The 15,093-nt window shown below is 45.0% G+C and carries 10 protein-coding genes; all 10 read left to right on the plus strand.

The genetic code is table 11. The features are described from left to right. The first annotated feature begins 7 nt into the window (after positions 1-7). The 10 genes from carA to AB4Z50_RS24455 all read left to right on the plus strand — a co-directional run bounded on the left by carA (position 8) and on the right by AB4Z50_RS24455 (position 15,072). Complete coding sequence (gene carA / locus AB4Z50_RS24410; protein WP_339208742.1) at positions 8-1,153, plus strand: glutamine-hydrolyzing carbamoyl-phosphate synthase small subunit; 1,146 nt, start codon at positions 8-10, stop codon at positions 1,151-1,153. Then, positions 1,140-4,364 carry a carbamoyl-phosphate synthase large subunit gene (gene carB, locus AB4Z50_RS24415; protein ID WP_441883026.1) on the plus strand — a complete coding sequence of 1,075 codons (3,225 nt, stop codon included), beginning with the start codon at positions 1,140-1,142 and terminating at the stop codon, positions 4,362-4,364. The genes carA and carB overlap by 14 nt, the downstream gene beginning before the upstream one ends. A 137-nt stretch (positions 4,365-4,501) precedes the next feature. Beyond that, positions 4,502-5,239, plus strand: coding sequence for an orotidine-5'-phosphate decarboxylase (gene pyrF, locus AB4Z50_RS24420; RefSeq protein WP_441883028.1), 738 nt, complete (start codon positions 4,502-4,504; stop codon positions 5,237-5,239). Further along, positions 5,232-5,879: an orotate phosphoribosyltransferase gene (gene pyrE / locus AB4Z50_RS24425; RefSeq protein ID WP_076268188.1), complete on the plus strand. Its 648-nt coding sequence runs from the start codon at positions 5,232-5,234 to the stop codon at positions 5,877-5,879. Before pyrF ends, pyrE begins: the two co-directional genes overlap by 8 nt. A 175-nt stretch (positions 5,880-6,054) precedes the next feature. After that, positions 6,055-7,782 carry a methyl-accepting chemotaxis protein gene (locus tag AB4Z50_RS24430; RefSeq protein WP_441883030.1) on the plus strand — a complete coding sequence of 576 codons (1,728 nt, stop codon included), beginning with the start codon at positions 6,055-6,057 and terminating at the stop codon, positions 7,780-7,782. Between the two features lie 177 nt (positions 7,783-7,959). After that, the gene (locus tag AB4Z50_RS24435; protein ID WP_441883032.1) at positions 7,960-8,691 is read left to right on the plus strand and encodes an ABC transporter ATP-binding protein; all 732 of its coding nucleotides are present in this window, start codon (positions 7,960-7,962) and stop codon (positions 8,689-8,691) included. Further along, positions 8,663-9,727, plus strand: coding sequence for an efflux RND transporter periplasmic adaptor subunit (locus tag AB4Z50_RS24440; RefSeq protein ID WP_339209586.1), 1,065 nt, complete (start codon positions 8,663-8,665; stop codon positions 9,725-9,727). Before AB4Z50_RS24435 ends, AB4Z50_RS24440 begins: the two co-directional genes overlap by 29 nt. Positions 9,728-9,730: 3 nt before the next feature. Continuing rightward, positions 9,731-12,661, plus strand: a complete 2,931-nt coding sequence (locus AB4Z50_RS24445; protein ID WP_441883034.1) for an ABC transporter permease — start codon at positions 9,731-9,733, stop codon at positions 12,659-12,661. An 8-nt stretch (positions 12,662-12,669) separates the two neighbouring features. After that, entirely contained in the window at positions 12,670-13,560 is an 891-nt protein-coding gene (locus AB4Z50_RS24450) for an ABC transporter ATP-binding protein (protein WP_441883081.1), read from the plus strand. A 6-nt stretch (positions 13,561-13,566) separates the two neighbouring features. Further along, positions 13,567-15,072, plus strand: a complete 1,506-nt coding sequence (locus AB4Z50_RS24455) for an ABC transporter substrate-binding protein (protein ID WP_441883036.1) — start codon at positions 13,567-13,569, stop codon at positions 15,070-15,072. Positions 15,073-15,093 lie beyond the last annotated feature (21 nt).

The following is a 15,093-nucleotide window of genomic DNA, read 5'->3' on the forward strand; positions in this document are numbered from 1 at the left end:
GATACGGATGCAAGCAAGATTATTATTGGAAGACGGTACATTGTTCACAGGACTTTCGTTCGGTGCAGAAGCACAAATGATGGGCGAGGTTGTATTTAATACTGGAATTACTGGTTATCAAGAAGTTTTATCCGATCCGTCCTACTGCGGACAAATCGTAACGATGACCTATCCGCTAATCGGCAACTACGGCATTACACGTGATGATTTTGAGTCGATGCGTCCATTTATTCATGGCTTTGTCGTTCGTCGTCATGAAGAAGTGCCAAGCAACTGGCGCGCTCAATATTCACTAGGACAACTTCTTAAAGAATACGGCATCCCGGGCATCAGCGATATCGATACACGTATGCTTACTCGCAAGCTTCGTAACTACGGTACAATGAAAGGCCTAATTACAACAGGCAACGAGCGTGTAGAAGAACTTGCAGAACGTCTTAACATCTCGAAGCTAATGACGGATCAAGTCGCACGCACTTCTACATCTCATGTATTCTCAAGCCCGGGTCAAGGCGAGCGTATCGTACTTGTTGACTTCGGTGCAAAAAGCGGTATTTTGCGCGAGCTTACTAAGCGCGGCTGTGATGTAGTTGTTGTTCCTCACGATACAACTGCAGACCAAATTCGTCGCCTAGCTCCAGACGGCATTCAATTGTCCAATGGCCCTGGGGACCCGCAAGATGCACCTTATGCTGTAAAAATGATTTCTGAACTGCTCGGCGAATACCCGATCTTCGGAATTTGCTTAGGCCACCAGCTGTTCGCATTAGCTTGCGGAGCAGAAACAACGAAGCTTAAATTCGGACATCGCGGCGGAAACCACCCGGTTAAAGAATTGGCAACTAACCGTTGCTACATTACTTCACAAAACCATGGTTATACGGTGCTTGAAGAATCAGTAGCTAACACGCCGCTTGTAGTAACACATATCAATAACAATGACCGCACGATCGAAGGACTTAAACACAATACATTCCCAGCTTTCTCGGTTCAATATCACCCAGAAGCTGCGCCTGGACCGTATGATTCCAGCTATTTGTTTGATGAGTTCCTAGAAATGATCCGTACGCACAAGAAAAATAACCCACAAAAACCTCGTCAAGCTGTGTTGTCGGAGACGTTGAAAGGAGAGCTTCAATATGCCCAAAAATAATGAACTCAAAAAAATTCTCGTGATCGGTTCCGGTCCAATTGTCATCGGACAAGCGGCGGAATTCGACTATGCCGGTACTCAAGCCTGCCAAGCGCTCAAAGAAGAGGGCTATGAGGTTGTTCTTATAAACAGTAACCCAGCAACAATCATGACAGACACGAACATGGCTGACAAAGTATACATCGAGCCAATTACTTTAGATTTTGTATCACAAATCATTCGTCAAGAACGTCCAGATGGACTTCTTCCGACGCTTGGCGGCCAGACAGGCCTTAATATGGCGGTTGAGCTTGCACGCGCAGGCGTTCTTGAACGCGAGAATGTAAAATTGCTTGGAACACAGCTGACAGCTATTGAGAAAGCAGAGGATCGCGACTTGTTCCGTGACCTTATGCGTGAGCTGGAACAGCCAGTACCAGACAGCGACATCGTAACTACAGTAGAAGATGCAGTTAACTTCGCTAACACAATTGGTTACCCAATCATCGTTCGTCCTGCTTATACATTGGGCGGAACAGGTGGCGGTATTTGTGCGAATGAAGAAGAACTGCGCGAAACGGTTGCTTCTGGAATCCGTTATAGCCCGATTAGCCAGTGCTTGATCGAGAAATCGATCGCAGGCATGAAGGAAGTCGAATATGAAGTTATGCGTGATGCGAACGATAACTGTATCGTTGTCTGCAACATGGAAAACTTTGACCCGGTTGGCGTACATACAGGCGATAGCATCGTCGTAGCGCCAAGCCAAACCTTGTCTGATCGCGAGTATCAAATGCTTCGTTCAGCTTCCCTAAAAATCATTCGTGCGCTGAACATCGAGGGCGGCTGTAACGTACAGTTCGCACTTGATCCACAAAGCTATCAATATTATGTCATTGAAGTAAATCCGCGCGTAAGCCGTTCATCGGCACTAGCGTCGAAAGCAACAGGATACCCAATTGCCAAAATGGCAGCAAAAATCGCTGTCGGCTACACACTCGATGAGCTTGTAAACCCTGTTACAGGACAAACGTATGCTTGCTTCGAGCCAACACTTGATTATATCGTATCGAAAATTCCACGCTGGCCGTTTGATAAATTCGTTAACGCGAACCGTAAACTTGGTACGCAAATGAAAGCAACTGGCGAAGTTATGGCTATCGGCCGTACGTTTGAGGAATCCATTCATAAAGCGGTTCGTTCATTGGAAATTGGCGCTCACCGCATTCACTTGAAAGAAGCTTCATCTTTAGAAGATGCAGTGCTTCGCGCACGTCTAGAGAAGCCGGATGATGAGCGTATGTTCCTCGTAGCAGAAGCGTTCCGCCGGGGCTATCAGCTTCAAGAAATCCAAGACATTACAAACATCGACTGGTGGTTCCTTGATAAAATTCAGTCTATCGTAGCATTCGAGGATCGTATGCGCAGCGAATCAACGTTGAATCAACAAACGTTGTATGAAGCTAAACGCAAAGGTTTCTCAGATCGTTCTATTGCTGAAATTCGTCAAGAAGGTTTCCCGAATGGCAGTCACACAACGGAAGCTGACGTGCGTGCACTTCGCGAACAGCTTAACTTAAAGCCGGTATACAAAATGGTTGATACATGCGCAGCTGAATTCGAAGCTTCGACACCATATTACTACTCCACTTATGAAGTAGAAAATGAAGTAACTGTAACAGACAAACAGAAGGTTCTAGTCCTTGGCTCTGGACCAATTCGTATCGGTCAAGGCATCGAGTTCGATTACTCGACGGTTCATGCGGTATGGGCAATTCAAAATGCAGGTTATGAAGCGGTTATTATCAATAATAACCCAGAGACGGTTTCAACAGACTTTAGCACATCGGACAGACTCTACTTTGAGCCATTGTTCTTTGAAGATGTAATGAATGTTATTGAGCAAGAAAATCCGATTGGCGTAATCGTACAATTCGGCGGTCAAACGGCAATCAACCTTGCAGCTCCGCTTTCCAAAGCTGGCGTACGCATTCTAGGATCCAGCCTTGAGAGCATCGATGCAGCAGAGGATCGCAAGAAATTCGAAGCATTGCTTCGCAGCCTGAACATCGCACAGCCAGACGGAAAAACGGTTATCTCTGTTGATGAAGCGGTAGTTACGGCACAAGGTCTTGGTTATCCGGTACTTGTTCGCCCTTCCTATGTACTTGGCGGACGCGCAATGGAAATTGTGTACTCAGACGAAGAACTGCTTAACTATATGGAAGTTGCAGTGAAAATTAACCCTGAGCACCCGGTTCTAATCGACCGTTATATGCTAGGTAAAGAAGCTGAAGTAGACGCAATTTGTGATGGCGATACTGTTGTTATTCCAGGGATTATGGAGCATGTTGAGCGCGCAGGCGTTCACTCAGGCGATTCCATTGCGGTATATCCACCACAATCACTTTCGGAAGAAATTAAACAGCAAATCGTTGACATCACGATTAGCATTACTAAAGCTCTTAACGTAATTGGACTTGTTAACATCCAGTTCGTCATTCACCAAGAAAAAGTATACGTGATTGAAGTTAATCCGCGTTCATCGCGTACCGTACCTTTCCTAAGCAAAGTTACGAATATTCCGATGGCAAACTTAGCTACTAAAGCAATTCTCGGTACGAAGCTTGCTGATCTTGGTTATGTTGAAGGCTTGTGGCCTGAGGATGAATATGTTTCGGTTAAAGTTCCTGTCTTCTCCTTCGCGAAGCTGCGCCGGGTTGACCCAACGCTAACGCCGGAAATGAAATCAACAGGTGAAGTAATGGGCCGCGACGTTCAATATGCGAAAGCTCTTTATAAAGGTCTCATTGGCGCAGGCATGAAAATTCCAACATCAGGCGCTATCATTGCTACAGTTGCGGATAAAGATAAAGAGGAAGCAACAGAGTTGCTTCGCGGATTCTTTAACCTAGGCTACAAAATTATTGCTACAGGCGGAACGGCGAAAGCACTCGAAGAAGCCGGCCTTATCGTTACGACTGTTAATAAGCTTAGCGAAGGCTCACCGAATATTCTTGATCTAGTACGTGAAGGGCAAGCGCAATTTGTAGTCAATACGTTGACTAAAGGCAAAGCTCCTGAACGTGATGGATTCAGAATTCGTCGTGAAGCGGTTGAGAATGGCGTCGTTTGTATGACATCGCTTGATACAGTTCGTGCATTGCTTGTTATGCTCGAAACGTTGAACTTCTCCTCCCGTTCAATGCCAGTAGCGCTACAAAACAAATAAGCTCAATGAGCTTAAAAGTACGGCCAGCGTTTATTGCTTCGTTATCTACCTTAAGAAGTTAGTCTTAAGGTGGATAGCTTGAAGCAAACGTATGGCCGTTTATTTTGCAAATGAACAGAGAAATGGAGCGATTTCGGATGAAATTGACTAAAGAGCAAGCAGCAGGACGGATTATGGTAGCCCTTGATTATCCAGATGCAGCAGCGGCTGAACGTTTAATTGCCGAACTGCAAGGCATTCCCTGTTTTATGAAGGTGGGCATGCAGTTGTTTTATGCTGCCGGTCCTTCCTTCGTGCAAAGCTTGAAAGAGCGTGGTTACTACGTATTTCTTGATGTGAAAATGCATGATATTCCGAACACTGTCAAAGGCGGCTCTAATAGCGTAACGAAATTGGGAGTTGACATGTTTAACGTCCATGCAGCAGGGGGCAGTGATATGATGGAGGCTGCGCTTGAGGGCGTAGATATTGCATTAACAGGCAGCAGCCTTCGTAAGCCAACGGTAATCGCGGTAACTCATTTGACAAGTACGAGTCAGTCGATGCTCAATGAGCAGATTGGTATTAGCGGAACCGTAGAAGCGGCAGTGCTTCGTTATGCAGAGCTTACCAAAAAAGCGGGTTTGGACGGTGTTGTCGCATCACCTTCCGAGGTTGAGGCTATTAAGTCGCTATGCGGCAGCTCTTTCAAAACCGTAACGCCAGGCATTCGTCCCATTGGAGCGGATGTTAATGATCAATCACGCATCATGACGCCAAGTGAGGCGCTGCGCAAAGGAACTGATTATATGGTTATCGGTCGCCCGATTACAGCGGCACCAAATCCGCGTGCAGCATTAGAATCTATTATTGAGGAGCTGATTTCCTATGAGTAAAATTACTTTATCTGAATTGCCAAATCAAATTGCTAAAAGCCTGCTAGAAATCGAAGCCGTGGCACTTCGCCCTAATGAGCCATTCACATGGACATCAGGCATTAAATCACCAATCTATTGTGATAACCGCCTTACGATGACATACCCAGCGATTCGCGATCTTGTTGCAGAAGGTTTCGCAACGATCATTCGTGAGCGTTATCCTGATGCTGAGGTTATTGCGGGCACTTCAACTGCCGGTATTCCACATGCAGCTTGGGTAGCACAGAAGCTTAATCTACCGATGGCTTATATTCGCGATAAAGCGAAAGGTCATGGCAAGCAGAATCAAATCGAGGGCCGTGTTCTACCTGGACAAAAGGTCGTTGTGATCGAGGATTTGATCTCGACTGGCGGCAGCTCGCTTAAAGCTGGTCTTGCAGTCAGAGAAGCAGGCGCAGAAGTGTTGGCGGTGCTTGCTATATTCACTTACGAATTTGATTCAGCGATTCAAGCCTTTGCATCAGAGCAAATGCCTCTTGTTACATTGTCTAGCTATAGCGCACTTATTCAAACAGCTGTAGAGCTTGGAAAAGTTGCTCCTGAAGATGTAGCTGCTTTGCAAGCTTGGAGACAAGATCCTCAATCGTTTGGAAAATAATTGCTTAAATTAAAAAAAGCGTGCTCTTTCCATGAGAGCTCGCTTTTTTTGTGACAAAATTGTTCATAATTCGACACTAAAATTTAATTTTTTTTGAAAGGGACTCTTCTTAATAGCTATTTGTCTCCGATAAATAATTATAGAGTATAGTCATGAATTGAGGGGCGGGGTTTTAATGAAATTGTCTTTACGTGTTAGGCTAGTCTTGTTGTCTTTGGTTCCACTTATGTTTTATGCATTTACTGGGCTTTATTTGCTCAATGAGCAATGGCGTGTGTTGAATGACATGACAGATCGTATTTATGAAACTTCTAATCAAGTAGACACATTAGTATTAAACGCGGATAGGGATATGTATCAGGCCTATCAAGCTTACTTGAGAGTGGAATCCGGTACTTTGGATCAAGTAAATGCAGACGCTGCTCGAGCGGAGTTAGCCGAAAATATAAAACAAGTTGAAGACAGGGTAGGAGAAGCGCAAGCCATTTTATATGAGAAAGGACTTCAGAACTTAGCAGAAGGGGAAACTGAGCGCAGCATAAACCAAATTTTAATTGAGTTTAAGGCTAATTTTAATTTCTGGTCAGTTGCAGCGGTAAAAGCAGCAGCGGATGGAAAGAACAATTTTCAAAATAAACAGATCGATAATAGCTTCTTAACAAGCCGTACAGGGATTGATGAAATCGGTCAAAATATTAAAATTTATGCACAAACCACGATTACTGATATTACAAATGAGCTTAGAAAAACGCAGCTTACTCTCTTAATCTGCATCATTGCAGTTACATTAGTTATATTAATTGCTATGTACTTTACAGTGCGTCATATAATGAAGACAATCAGGAGTGTTGTATTTAAGACACAGCGAGTAGCAGAAGGGGATTTAACGGTTCTTCCGGATCAGAAATACAGCAAGGATGAGCTTGGCCGTATTTCGCAATCGGTGGATCATATGATTGAAGCTACAAAGCAGCTGATTAGCGGTATTGCTAGCAACGCAGCTGAAGTGACCAATTCAACTGATCAGTTAACGACTGCATCTAAGGAATCTGCAGACGCAGCAGAGCATGTCGCTCAAAATATTCAGGAAGTAGCGAGTGGCTCAGAAGTACAAGCTAGAGGTGCGGAGGAAACATCTAGAGCGATCGAAGAGATGACGATAGGCATTCAACGAATCGCAGAAAACACAGCCTCAATTGCCGATAAATCATCTTCAACCTCTAAGCAGGCTGAACTTGGTCATGAAGCGCTGCTCCGGTTAATTGATCAAATGAGCGAGGTAACCTCAGTAACTGGCAAACTATCGAATACAATTGAAACGCTTGAGCATCGTTCCAAGGAGATAGGTGCAATTGCCGAGAATATAACAAGTTTTTCAAACCAAACGAATATTTTGTCGCTGAACGCATCAATAGAAGCAGCTCGTGCAGGCGAACACGGCAGAGGTTTTGCGGTCGTTGCAGGAGAGATTCGGAAGCTGGCAGCGGGATCCCTTGCATCTGCTGACGGGATACATCAACTCGTGGATATTACCCGAAGTGAAATTGCAGGAGCTTCGGCATATATGTCGCAAACGGTTCTGGAAATGGAGCGAGGCAGCGCGCGGGTAGGCGAGGTTCGTCAGAACTTGGATGTCATTGTTGCTTCTATTACACAGATGAGTGAGCAGATTCATGAAAATTCTGCAATTACTCAGCAAATGTCAGCCAGCTCGGAGCAAGTAAGCGCCTCAATGCAGCAAACGGCTGCTACAGCTGCCGTTAATCTGGAGAAGACAGAAAATGTTGCTGCCGCAACGGAAGAGCAGCTTGCTTTGATGGATAACATTTCTTCAGCAGCTGTTCATTTAGAGGAAATTGTACGCGATTTGGACCTTGCTATTTCTCATTTCAAGATGAAGTAAGATAATGTAAAAGCTGTTTTTTATGCGGAGTTTAAGCCTTCGCTAAAAGCAGCTTTTTTTGTTCGAAAAAGGTTTTAAAAAGTTGTTTAAATTTGACGTAACTTTTTGAGCATGTCCTACGTCTATCATGTAAGATGAGAATTATGAAAGTTGGTTGAGGAGGGATCGGAAGCGCTAATGGCCATTCCGCAGGAAGAAGAACAGAAGGTAGAAGAGCAGTTAGAAACGACTGAGGAAAGACGCGATCTGCTTAAAGTTATTGATGTAGAGCGAACGTTCCAAGTTGGAGGAACTCCGCTGCCTGTACTGAAAGGCATCAATATGGAGCTTAAGGAGCGTCAATTAGTTATGCTCAGAGGCAGATCAGGCTCTGGCAAGACGACGCTGCTGAATTGCTTGGGCGGGCTTGATACGCCGAGCAAAGGAGAGATTTTGTTTAACGGCTTGAAGTTTCACAGCATGAGCGATGACCAACGCACTTTAGTTAGGCGAAAGCACATGGGCTTTATATTTCAAGCCTTCGCACTTATGCCGCTATTGTCCGCACGTGAGAATGTGGAGCTGTCTCTTCGGATGGCTGGTGTACCACGAGCGGAATGGAAGGATAGAGTTACGCAATGTCTTGAACTGGTTGGTTTGGAGCGCCGAATGAATCATCGTCCCTTCGAGCTTTCCGGCGGTGAGCAGCAGCGGGTCGCAATTGCTAAGGCGATCGCCCATAAGCCAATGCTGCTGCTTGCTGACGAACCGACGGCAGAGCTTGATACTGGCATGTCAGCTCAAATTATGGCGGTTTTCCAAAATATTATTCGCACTGAACAAGTTTCTATTTGTATGACTACACATGATCCTACGATTTTGGAGGTTGCTGACATTGTCTATGAAATGGTGGACGGAAAATTTATTTAAGCGTTCAATGGTTGTTGTATTAAGTGCTTCATTGGTGCTCTCAAGCGGGTGCTCATTGCTTCCCGCAGAAGATGAAGAAGAGGTTATACCTGAGATTGCCCCTGCACAAATATCCAAGAAACCCGAGTATGAGGTAACGACGACGACATTAGAAACGTCGATACCGCTGATCGGCAAGCTTATCTCTTTGGAAGAAGAGACGATGTTTTTCACATTGGACGGCAAGAATTTGAAGGAGTTGAATGTGAAAGTAGGAACAACTGTAAAAGCCGGTCAAGTGATTGGTCAGCTGGACGTTGATGTACTGGTCAAAAGCTTGCGGCAAGAGCGGCTTTCATTTAGGAAAATCGAAAATGAGATGAAAGACACGCTTCGCCAGCGTGATGAAATGGATCCGATTGAATTCGAAGGTAAGCTGATTGCTTTTGAAGAACAGAAGCAGAAGCTAGTCGATATGGAAGAGGAAATCGGGAAAGCGACATTAAAAGCTCCATTTGCTGGAACGATTGTATCGCTTAACGTGCAGAAGGGCGATTTGATTAAAGCCTATGCTCCAATTGCAATTGTAGCCGATACGAGCAAGATTACAGCTGCAGCCAAAATTTCTAAGTCAGAGCTAGAAAAATTAGGCGTTGGCATGGAAGTAACGGCTGATATTACGAGCGTTGGTAAATTTAAAGGCAAGATCAAGCAGCTCCCTTACAAAACGGAGGAACAGAACAACGGCGGCGGCGGTGGTGGTTCTGGAGTAGAGAAACCAGAAAAACCCGAAGACTTCTTAATCGTTGATCTTAAGGATTTGCCTAAAAACTTGAACCGCGGTATGCCGCTTTCGATTAAAGTCATTACGAAGCGCACTGAAAATGCTATTGTTATTCCTCCTTCTACGCTTCGTTCTATTGGATCTCGTACGTACGTGCAGGTCATTGAAGGCGAAGTTAAGCGCGAAGTTGACGTAGAGGTCGGCCAACAAACCTCGACGAATATTGAGATCCTCAAAGGGTTGAAACCGGGGCAGAAAGTTGTAGGTCGATAGCCAATGGGAATTCCGCTGTTTCGTTTTTTGTTCCGCAAAATGTGGAACACGCGCTGGCTAACCTTAAGCACGCTGGCTGGGCTAACTCTGGCGGTTGCATTTGCAACGAGTATCCCTATGTATGCAGATGGCGCACTCAAGAGAGTAGTAGCCGAATCACTGCAGCAGAAGAGTACCGGATTACCTGCGGGCTCGCTTCTCATGAGATATCAATCACCTGCTGGCGGGAAAACGGATTTAGCAGCGCTGTCGGAGCTTGAAAAGTATATTAAAGATGGAATACCGAAGGAAATTGGATTTCCATTTGGTACGTATGTAAACAGCTATTCCATTCGCGGTGCAGAGGTCGTTCCTGAGGATTCAAGCAAAGTAGACGCAGGACGAAACCGTCAACTGACGATTATGAATCTGTCAGAACTTGAAAAAAATACAGAGCTGACCCAAGGTAAATGGTTTTCAAATACCGAAGGGGATGGAGATATACTCGAAGCAGTCATGTTCGAGGAAGCAATGTATAGAAATGATGTACATATCGGCGATGTTTTTGAATATCCGATATACGGTGGACTGGATCTGACATTGCGAGTGAAAATTGTCGGAGCAGTCAAACCGCTTACTGATACGAGTTCATACTGGTATCAAGGGATGGAAAGCTTGCTGAACACGTTCCAAATAAGCAAAGCAGCATTCGAAAAGACGCTGTTAGCGAATAAAAAAATACCGCTGCATAATGCAAGCTGGTACTACGCATTTGATTTATCGGAAATAAAAACGAGTCAATTAACACCCTTAAGCAAAACGCTAGAACGCTTGAATATTGAGCTTTATCAGCGTCTTAAGGACACAAGAGTAGAAATTTCTTTTGCATCCACGCTTACCGAATTTAAGAAACAAAGCCTGCAGCTGCAAACATTGCTGTTTACGCTAGCTGCTCCAATGCTTGCGATGGTGTTTTTCTTTATTGCCATGAATGCAAGGCAGTCACTGGATAAGCAGCGAAGCGACATTGCAGTGCTTCGAAGCAGGGGGGCCGGCACACGGCAAATCATATGGATTTATTTGCTCGAAGGACTACTGCTTGGAGGGATCGCGCTTGGAAGCGGTCCGTTTATCGGTTGGTTCATGGCGAAGAGTATCGGATCAGCCAATGGCTTCCTTTCTTTCGTTAATCGGAAGTCCATACCGGTTGGCTTCTCTACAGAGGCCATTATTGCTGGTGGAGCTGCAGTCTTTCTAGCGCTTATGGCGACCATTATTCCAGCTGTTATTTATGCAAGATCTTCAATCGTAAGTTATAAGCAGGATCTGGCGCGTTCTGATCGCAAGCCAGTTTGGCAGCGTTGGTATCTTGATGTCTTGTTAATTGCCGCTGCTGGTTATGGCTGGTATATGTTCAATGAGCGCCAAATGTTGACATTCAAAACAGGCATGACAACGGATCAATTAAACGTACAGCCATTTTTATTTTTTGTTCCTGCCTTATCAATCTTTGCATTTGGGTTGTTTTTCTTAAGATTATTCCCATGGCTTTTGAAGGTGTTTACATGGTTAGGACGCAAATTTTTACCGGTTCCGCTATATTTGACGCTGACTCAGCTTTCACGTTCATCCAAGGGATATTACCCATTGATGATTCTATTGGTGCTGACGTTGGGGCTTGGTGTTTATAACGCATCGGCAGCTAGAACGATTGATTTGAACTCCACGGAACGTACGCTGTATAAATACGGAGCAGATGTAACCATTCAAACGGTATGGGAAGGCTCTCCGGAAATTACCACGACGCCTGGCAACAACGGCGGAAATGGTGGTAACGGCGGCAGTGGAGGCAATGGCGGCGGTTCTGGCGGCGGTGGAAACGGCGGAAATGGTGGAGGAGGCAACGGCGGTGGTTCAGGCGGCGGAGGCGGTGGCGGTCAAACCATACCTTCAAAGATGTTGTTCAGTGAACCTCCATTTGAGCTATTCCGTTCCCTTGAAGGCGTAGAAGCGGCTGCTCGTGTACTACAGACGAAGGGCAGCGTGGTCATTTCAGGCAAATCGATTGGTCAAGGAACCGTAATGGGAATTGATAATGTCGACTTTGCCAAGGTCGGCTGGTTCCGCAATGATTTGTACCCAGTTCATCCGAATTATTATTTAAATAACTTGGGTAAATATGAGCATGCGGCACTTATTCCTTCGAAAGTAGCAGAGAAATATCAATTAAAAATCGGAGATCCTGTGTCAGTTGGATTCGCCGAAGGTAAAGTGGATTTTATGGTCGTTGGCATTTTGCCTTATTGGCCTAGCCAATATCCAGATAAATCTCCGTTTATTATCACGAATTTAGATTATATTTATGACCAGCTTCCGCTTATTCCTTATGAGGTTTGGCTGAAGATGAAGCCTGATGCTAAAGTAGCTCCGATCGTTGAAGCGCTGCAAAAGGCTGGGGTGGAGATAGCAGCTATTAAAGATGTAAGAAGCGAGCTAATCATTCAATCGAAGCTTCCAACTAGGGGCGGCGTATTCGGAATATTGAGTTTAGGTTTCCTTGTTTCGGTCATCATCACATTAGCTGGCTACGTTCTATTCTGGTTCTTTAATCTCTCAGGGCGCGTTGTCCAATTCGGGGTATTGCGGGCAATGGGATTATCGCGAAGACAGCTTACGGGGATGCTGCTTCTGGAGCAGCTATTTACAGCAGGACTTGCGATTGGACTTGGGGTGTTAATTGGTAAAGGTGTGAGCTTGCTCTTCCTTCCATTCTTGCAAACGACAGAAAACGTTGCAGAAACAGTACCGCCTTTCCGAGTCATATTCGAGTCTAGCGATACGAACCAATTGTTCATAGTTGTCGGATTTATGATGCTGACCGGCGCATTGCTGCTCTTCCTGCACATACGCAGGCTTAGAGTGCATCAAGCGGTCAAGATGGGAGAAGAACGATGACAACAGCGATGATCGATTGCGAAGGTCTAGTGAAAATTTACAAGACAGACGATCTAGAGGTCGTTGCCCTGCAAGGCTTGAACCTAAAAGTAAACGAAGGCGAGCTAATGGCTATTATCGGCAACAGCGGCAGCGGGAAATCGACGCTTCTGAATACGCTGGGCGGTCTTGACCGCCCTTCAGCCGGCCAGGTGCATGTAGGTCCATGGGATCTTCTGAAGATTTCCGAAGAGGATCTAGTGAAATACAAGAGGGAGACGGTAGGATTTATTTGGCAAAATAATGCCAGAAACCTGCTGCCTTATCTTACTGCCCTCGAAAATGTAGAAATGCCGATGATGCTTTCGGGGAAGGTTGATCGCTCATATGCGAAGCAGCTGCTTGAATGGGTTGGCTTGAAGGAGCGAATGCATAACAAGCTCCATCAATTATCAGGTGGTGAGCAGCAAAGGGTTGCCATTGCGATTTCATTGTCGAATCGTCCGAAGCTTCTGCTTGCGGATGAACCGACAGGTTCGGTTGATACGGCTACATCCGATTTGATTATGGGTATTTTCCGCAGGTTGAATCGCGAGATCGGTATTACCATCGTCATTGTAACGCATGACTTGACGCTTGCTGGCAAGGTAGACCGAGTGGTTGCCATTCGCGATGGCTTGACGAGCACTGAGTTCATTAAACGCAATCCGAATATTAATCTTGATGGAGGTGAGGCAGAGCTTCCAGCTGTAAGCAGCGGACTGCAGTCTGTGCATGAAGCCTATGTCGTGGTAGATCGCGTTGGACGTTTACAAGTGCCTAAGGAATATTTATCTGCTCTTAATATTAAAGACAAAGCAACGATGGAATTTGACGGCGAGCGGATTATTATTACTCCGCCTAAATCACTAGGGGGTTAAAATCAAATGAATAATAAAAGATTGTCAGGCAAGCGAATTCGCAAATTTACTTTAGTATCGTTAACACTTACCTTGCTTATTGGCCTGCTAGCAGCGTGCAGCAGCGGCTCAGACAGCTCTACAGAAAAACGGGTTTTACGTATTGGCGTGCTTTATGGCGGTGCGGATAATGAGCCGTATTTCCGTCAGCAATACACGGATATGTATGAAATGTCTCATCCTAACATTGAGTTCCAAATCGTAGGCGCAATCAACTATGATGATCAACGCTTTGAACAGCAAGATCCTGCAAAGCCAACAAAGCAGCCAGATCCGTATGAAAAAATGAAAGAAATGCTAACTGGATCAAATCCAGTCGATGTTGTTGTTCTGGATTACAATATGCTTCGTCGGATGACACAAGACAACTTGCTGCAACCGCTGGATCCGCTAATAGCACAAGATAAATTCGACTTGTCGGATTATGTTCCAACTGTTGTTGAAGGCATTAAAGCTGCTGGTGACGGCGGATTGTATGCATTGACGCCAACTTTTAACTCTTCTGCACTATACTACAACAAAAAAATGTTTACTGAAGCTGGTGTAACTCCTCCGACAAACAAAATGGAGTGGACTGAAGTTCTTAACCTAGCACGTCAAGTGGCTAAAGGTGAAGGCGTGGACCGTAAATTTGGATTCTCCTTCAATCGTTGGTCCAACGACGGCTTTAGCAATGCGCAGTCTTATAGCCAAGCATTGCAGCTAAAAATGTGGGATGACAAAGGCGAGAAAATGCTCGTCAATAGCGATCAGTGGGAAAATGTATGGAGCACTGTTGCATCGCTGTATCAAGAAGAAGTTATTCCAACACAAGAATTTATGAATAAAATGTATGAGAAGCAAAACGCGGAAGGTGGCAATGACCCATTCTATGGTGATTTGTTCATCAAAGGCAAAATTGCGATGACGATTGGTGATTATGGTTATATCAATGAGCTTAAGAGAGCTTCGGACAACGCATCGAAAATTAAAGATTTTGAAGCTGTTGATTGGGACGTTGTGACAGTTCCCGTTTCTCCAAGCGATCCTGAAGTAGGCAGCAGTATTTCATTGAGCCAGTTGATGGGTATTAACAACAAAGCTCAAAACGATAAAGACGCTTGGGATTTCATCAAGTTCTCCAACAGCAAGGAATGGGCTAAGCTGAAATCGAGAAGTCTTTATGAAATGGTTGCACGTAAGGAATTTTTGACGCCAATCGGCGGTTTGCAGTACAACATTGACGCATTTACTTCACTTAAACCAATGCCAGCTGTAGATACGGACAAAATCTTCCGTGAGAAACCAGGTGCATGGGAAGCTCAACAACCTGGCTATGAATTGTTCCAGGCCGTAATCGAGAAGAAAAAATCGGCTCGTGAAGCACTAGCTGAGTGGGAAACACGTGGAAACGCGGTTTTGGAAAAAATTAAAAACAATCCAACTGGAGAAGGCAACGGCGGCGGAGTCGAAATTATGCCGATGCCTAGATAATTTGAAATAAGAAAGAAGCCC

It is taken from the genome of Paenibacillus sp. 2TAB26 (assembly GCF_052115145.1).
GTDB lineage: Bacteria > Bacillota > Bacilli > Paenibacillales > Paenibacillaceae > Pristimantibacillus.

What these genes read in the sequence shown, in the direction of transcription:
- carA (WP_339208742.1), top strand. Translation starts at nt 8, where the DNA reads ATGCAAGCAAGATTATTATTGGAAGACGGTACATTGTTCACAGGACTT.
- carB (WP_441883026.1), top strand. Translation starts at nt 1,140, where the DNA reads ATGCCCAAAAATAATGAACTCAAAAAAATTCTCGTGATCGGTTCCGGT.
- pyrF (WP_441883028.1), top strand. Translation starts at nt 4,502, where the DNA reads ATGAAATTGACTAAAGAGCAAGCAGCAGGACGGATTATGGTAGCCCTT.
- pyrE (WP_076268188.1), top strand. Translation starts at nt 5,232, where the DNA reads ATGAGTAAAATTACTTTATCTGAATTGCCAAATCAAATTGCTAAAAGC.
- AB4Z50_RS24430 (WP_441883030.1), top strand. Translation starts at nt 6,055, where the DNA reads ATGAAATTGTCTTTACGTGTTAGGCTAGTCTTGTTGTCTTTGGTTCCA.
- AB4Z50_RS24435 (WP_441883032.1), top strand. Translation starts at nt 7,960, where the DNA reads ATGGCCATTCCGCAGGAAGAAGAACAGAAGGTAGAAGAGCAGTTAGAA.
- AB4Z50_RS24440 (WP_339209586.1), top strand. Translation starts at nt 8,663, where the DNA reads ATGAAATGGTGGACGGAAAATTTATTTAAGCGTTCAATGGTTGTTGTA.
- AB4Z50_RS24445 (WP_441883034.1), top strand. Translation starts at nt 9,731, where the DNA reads ATGGGAATTCCGCTGTTTCGTTTTTTGTTCCGCAAAATGTGGAACACG.
- AB4Z50_RS24450 (WP_441883081.1), top strand. Translation starts at nt 12,670, where the DNA reads ATGATCGATTGCGAAGGTCTAGTGAAAATTTACAAGACAGACGATCTA.
- AB4Z50_RS24455 (WP_441883036.1), top strand. Translation starts at nt 13,567, where the DNA reads ATGAATAATAAAAGATTGTCAGGCAAGCGAATTCGCAAATTTACTTTA.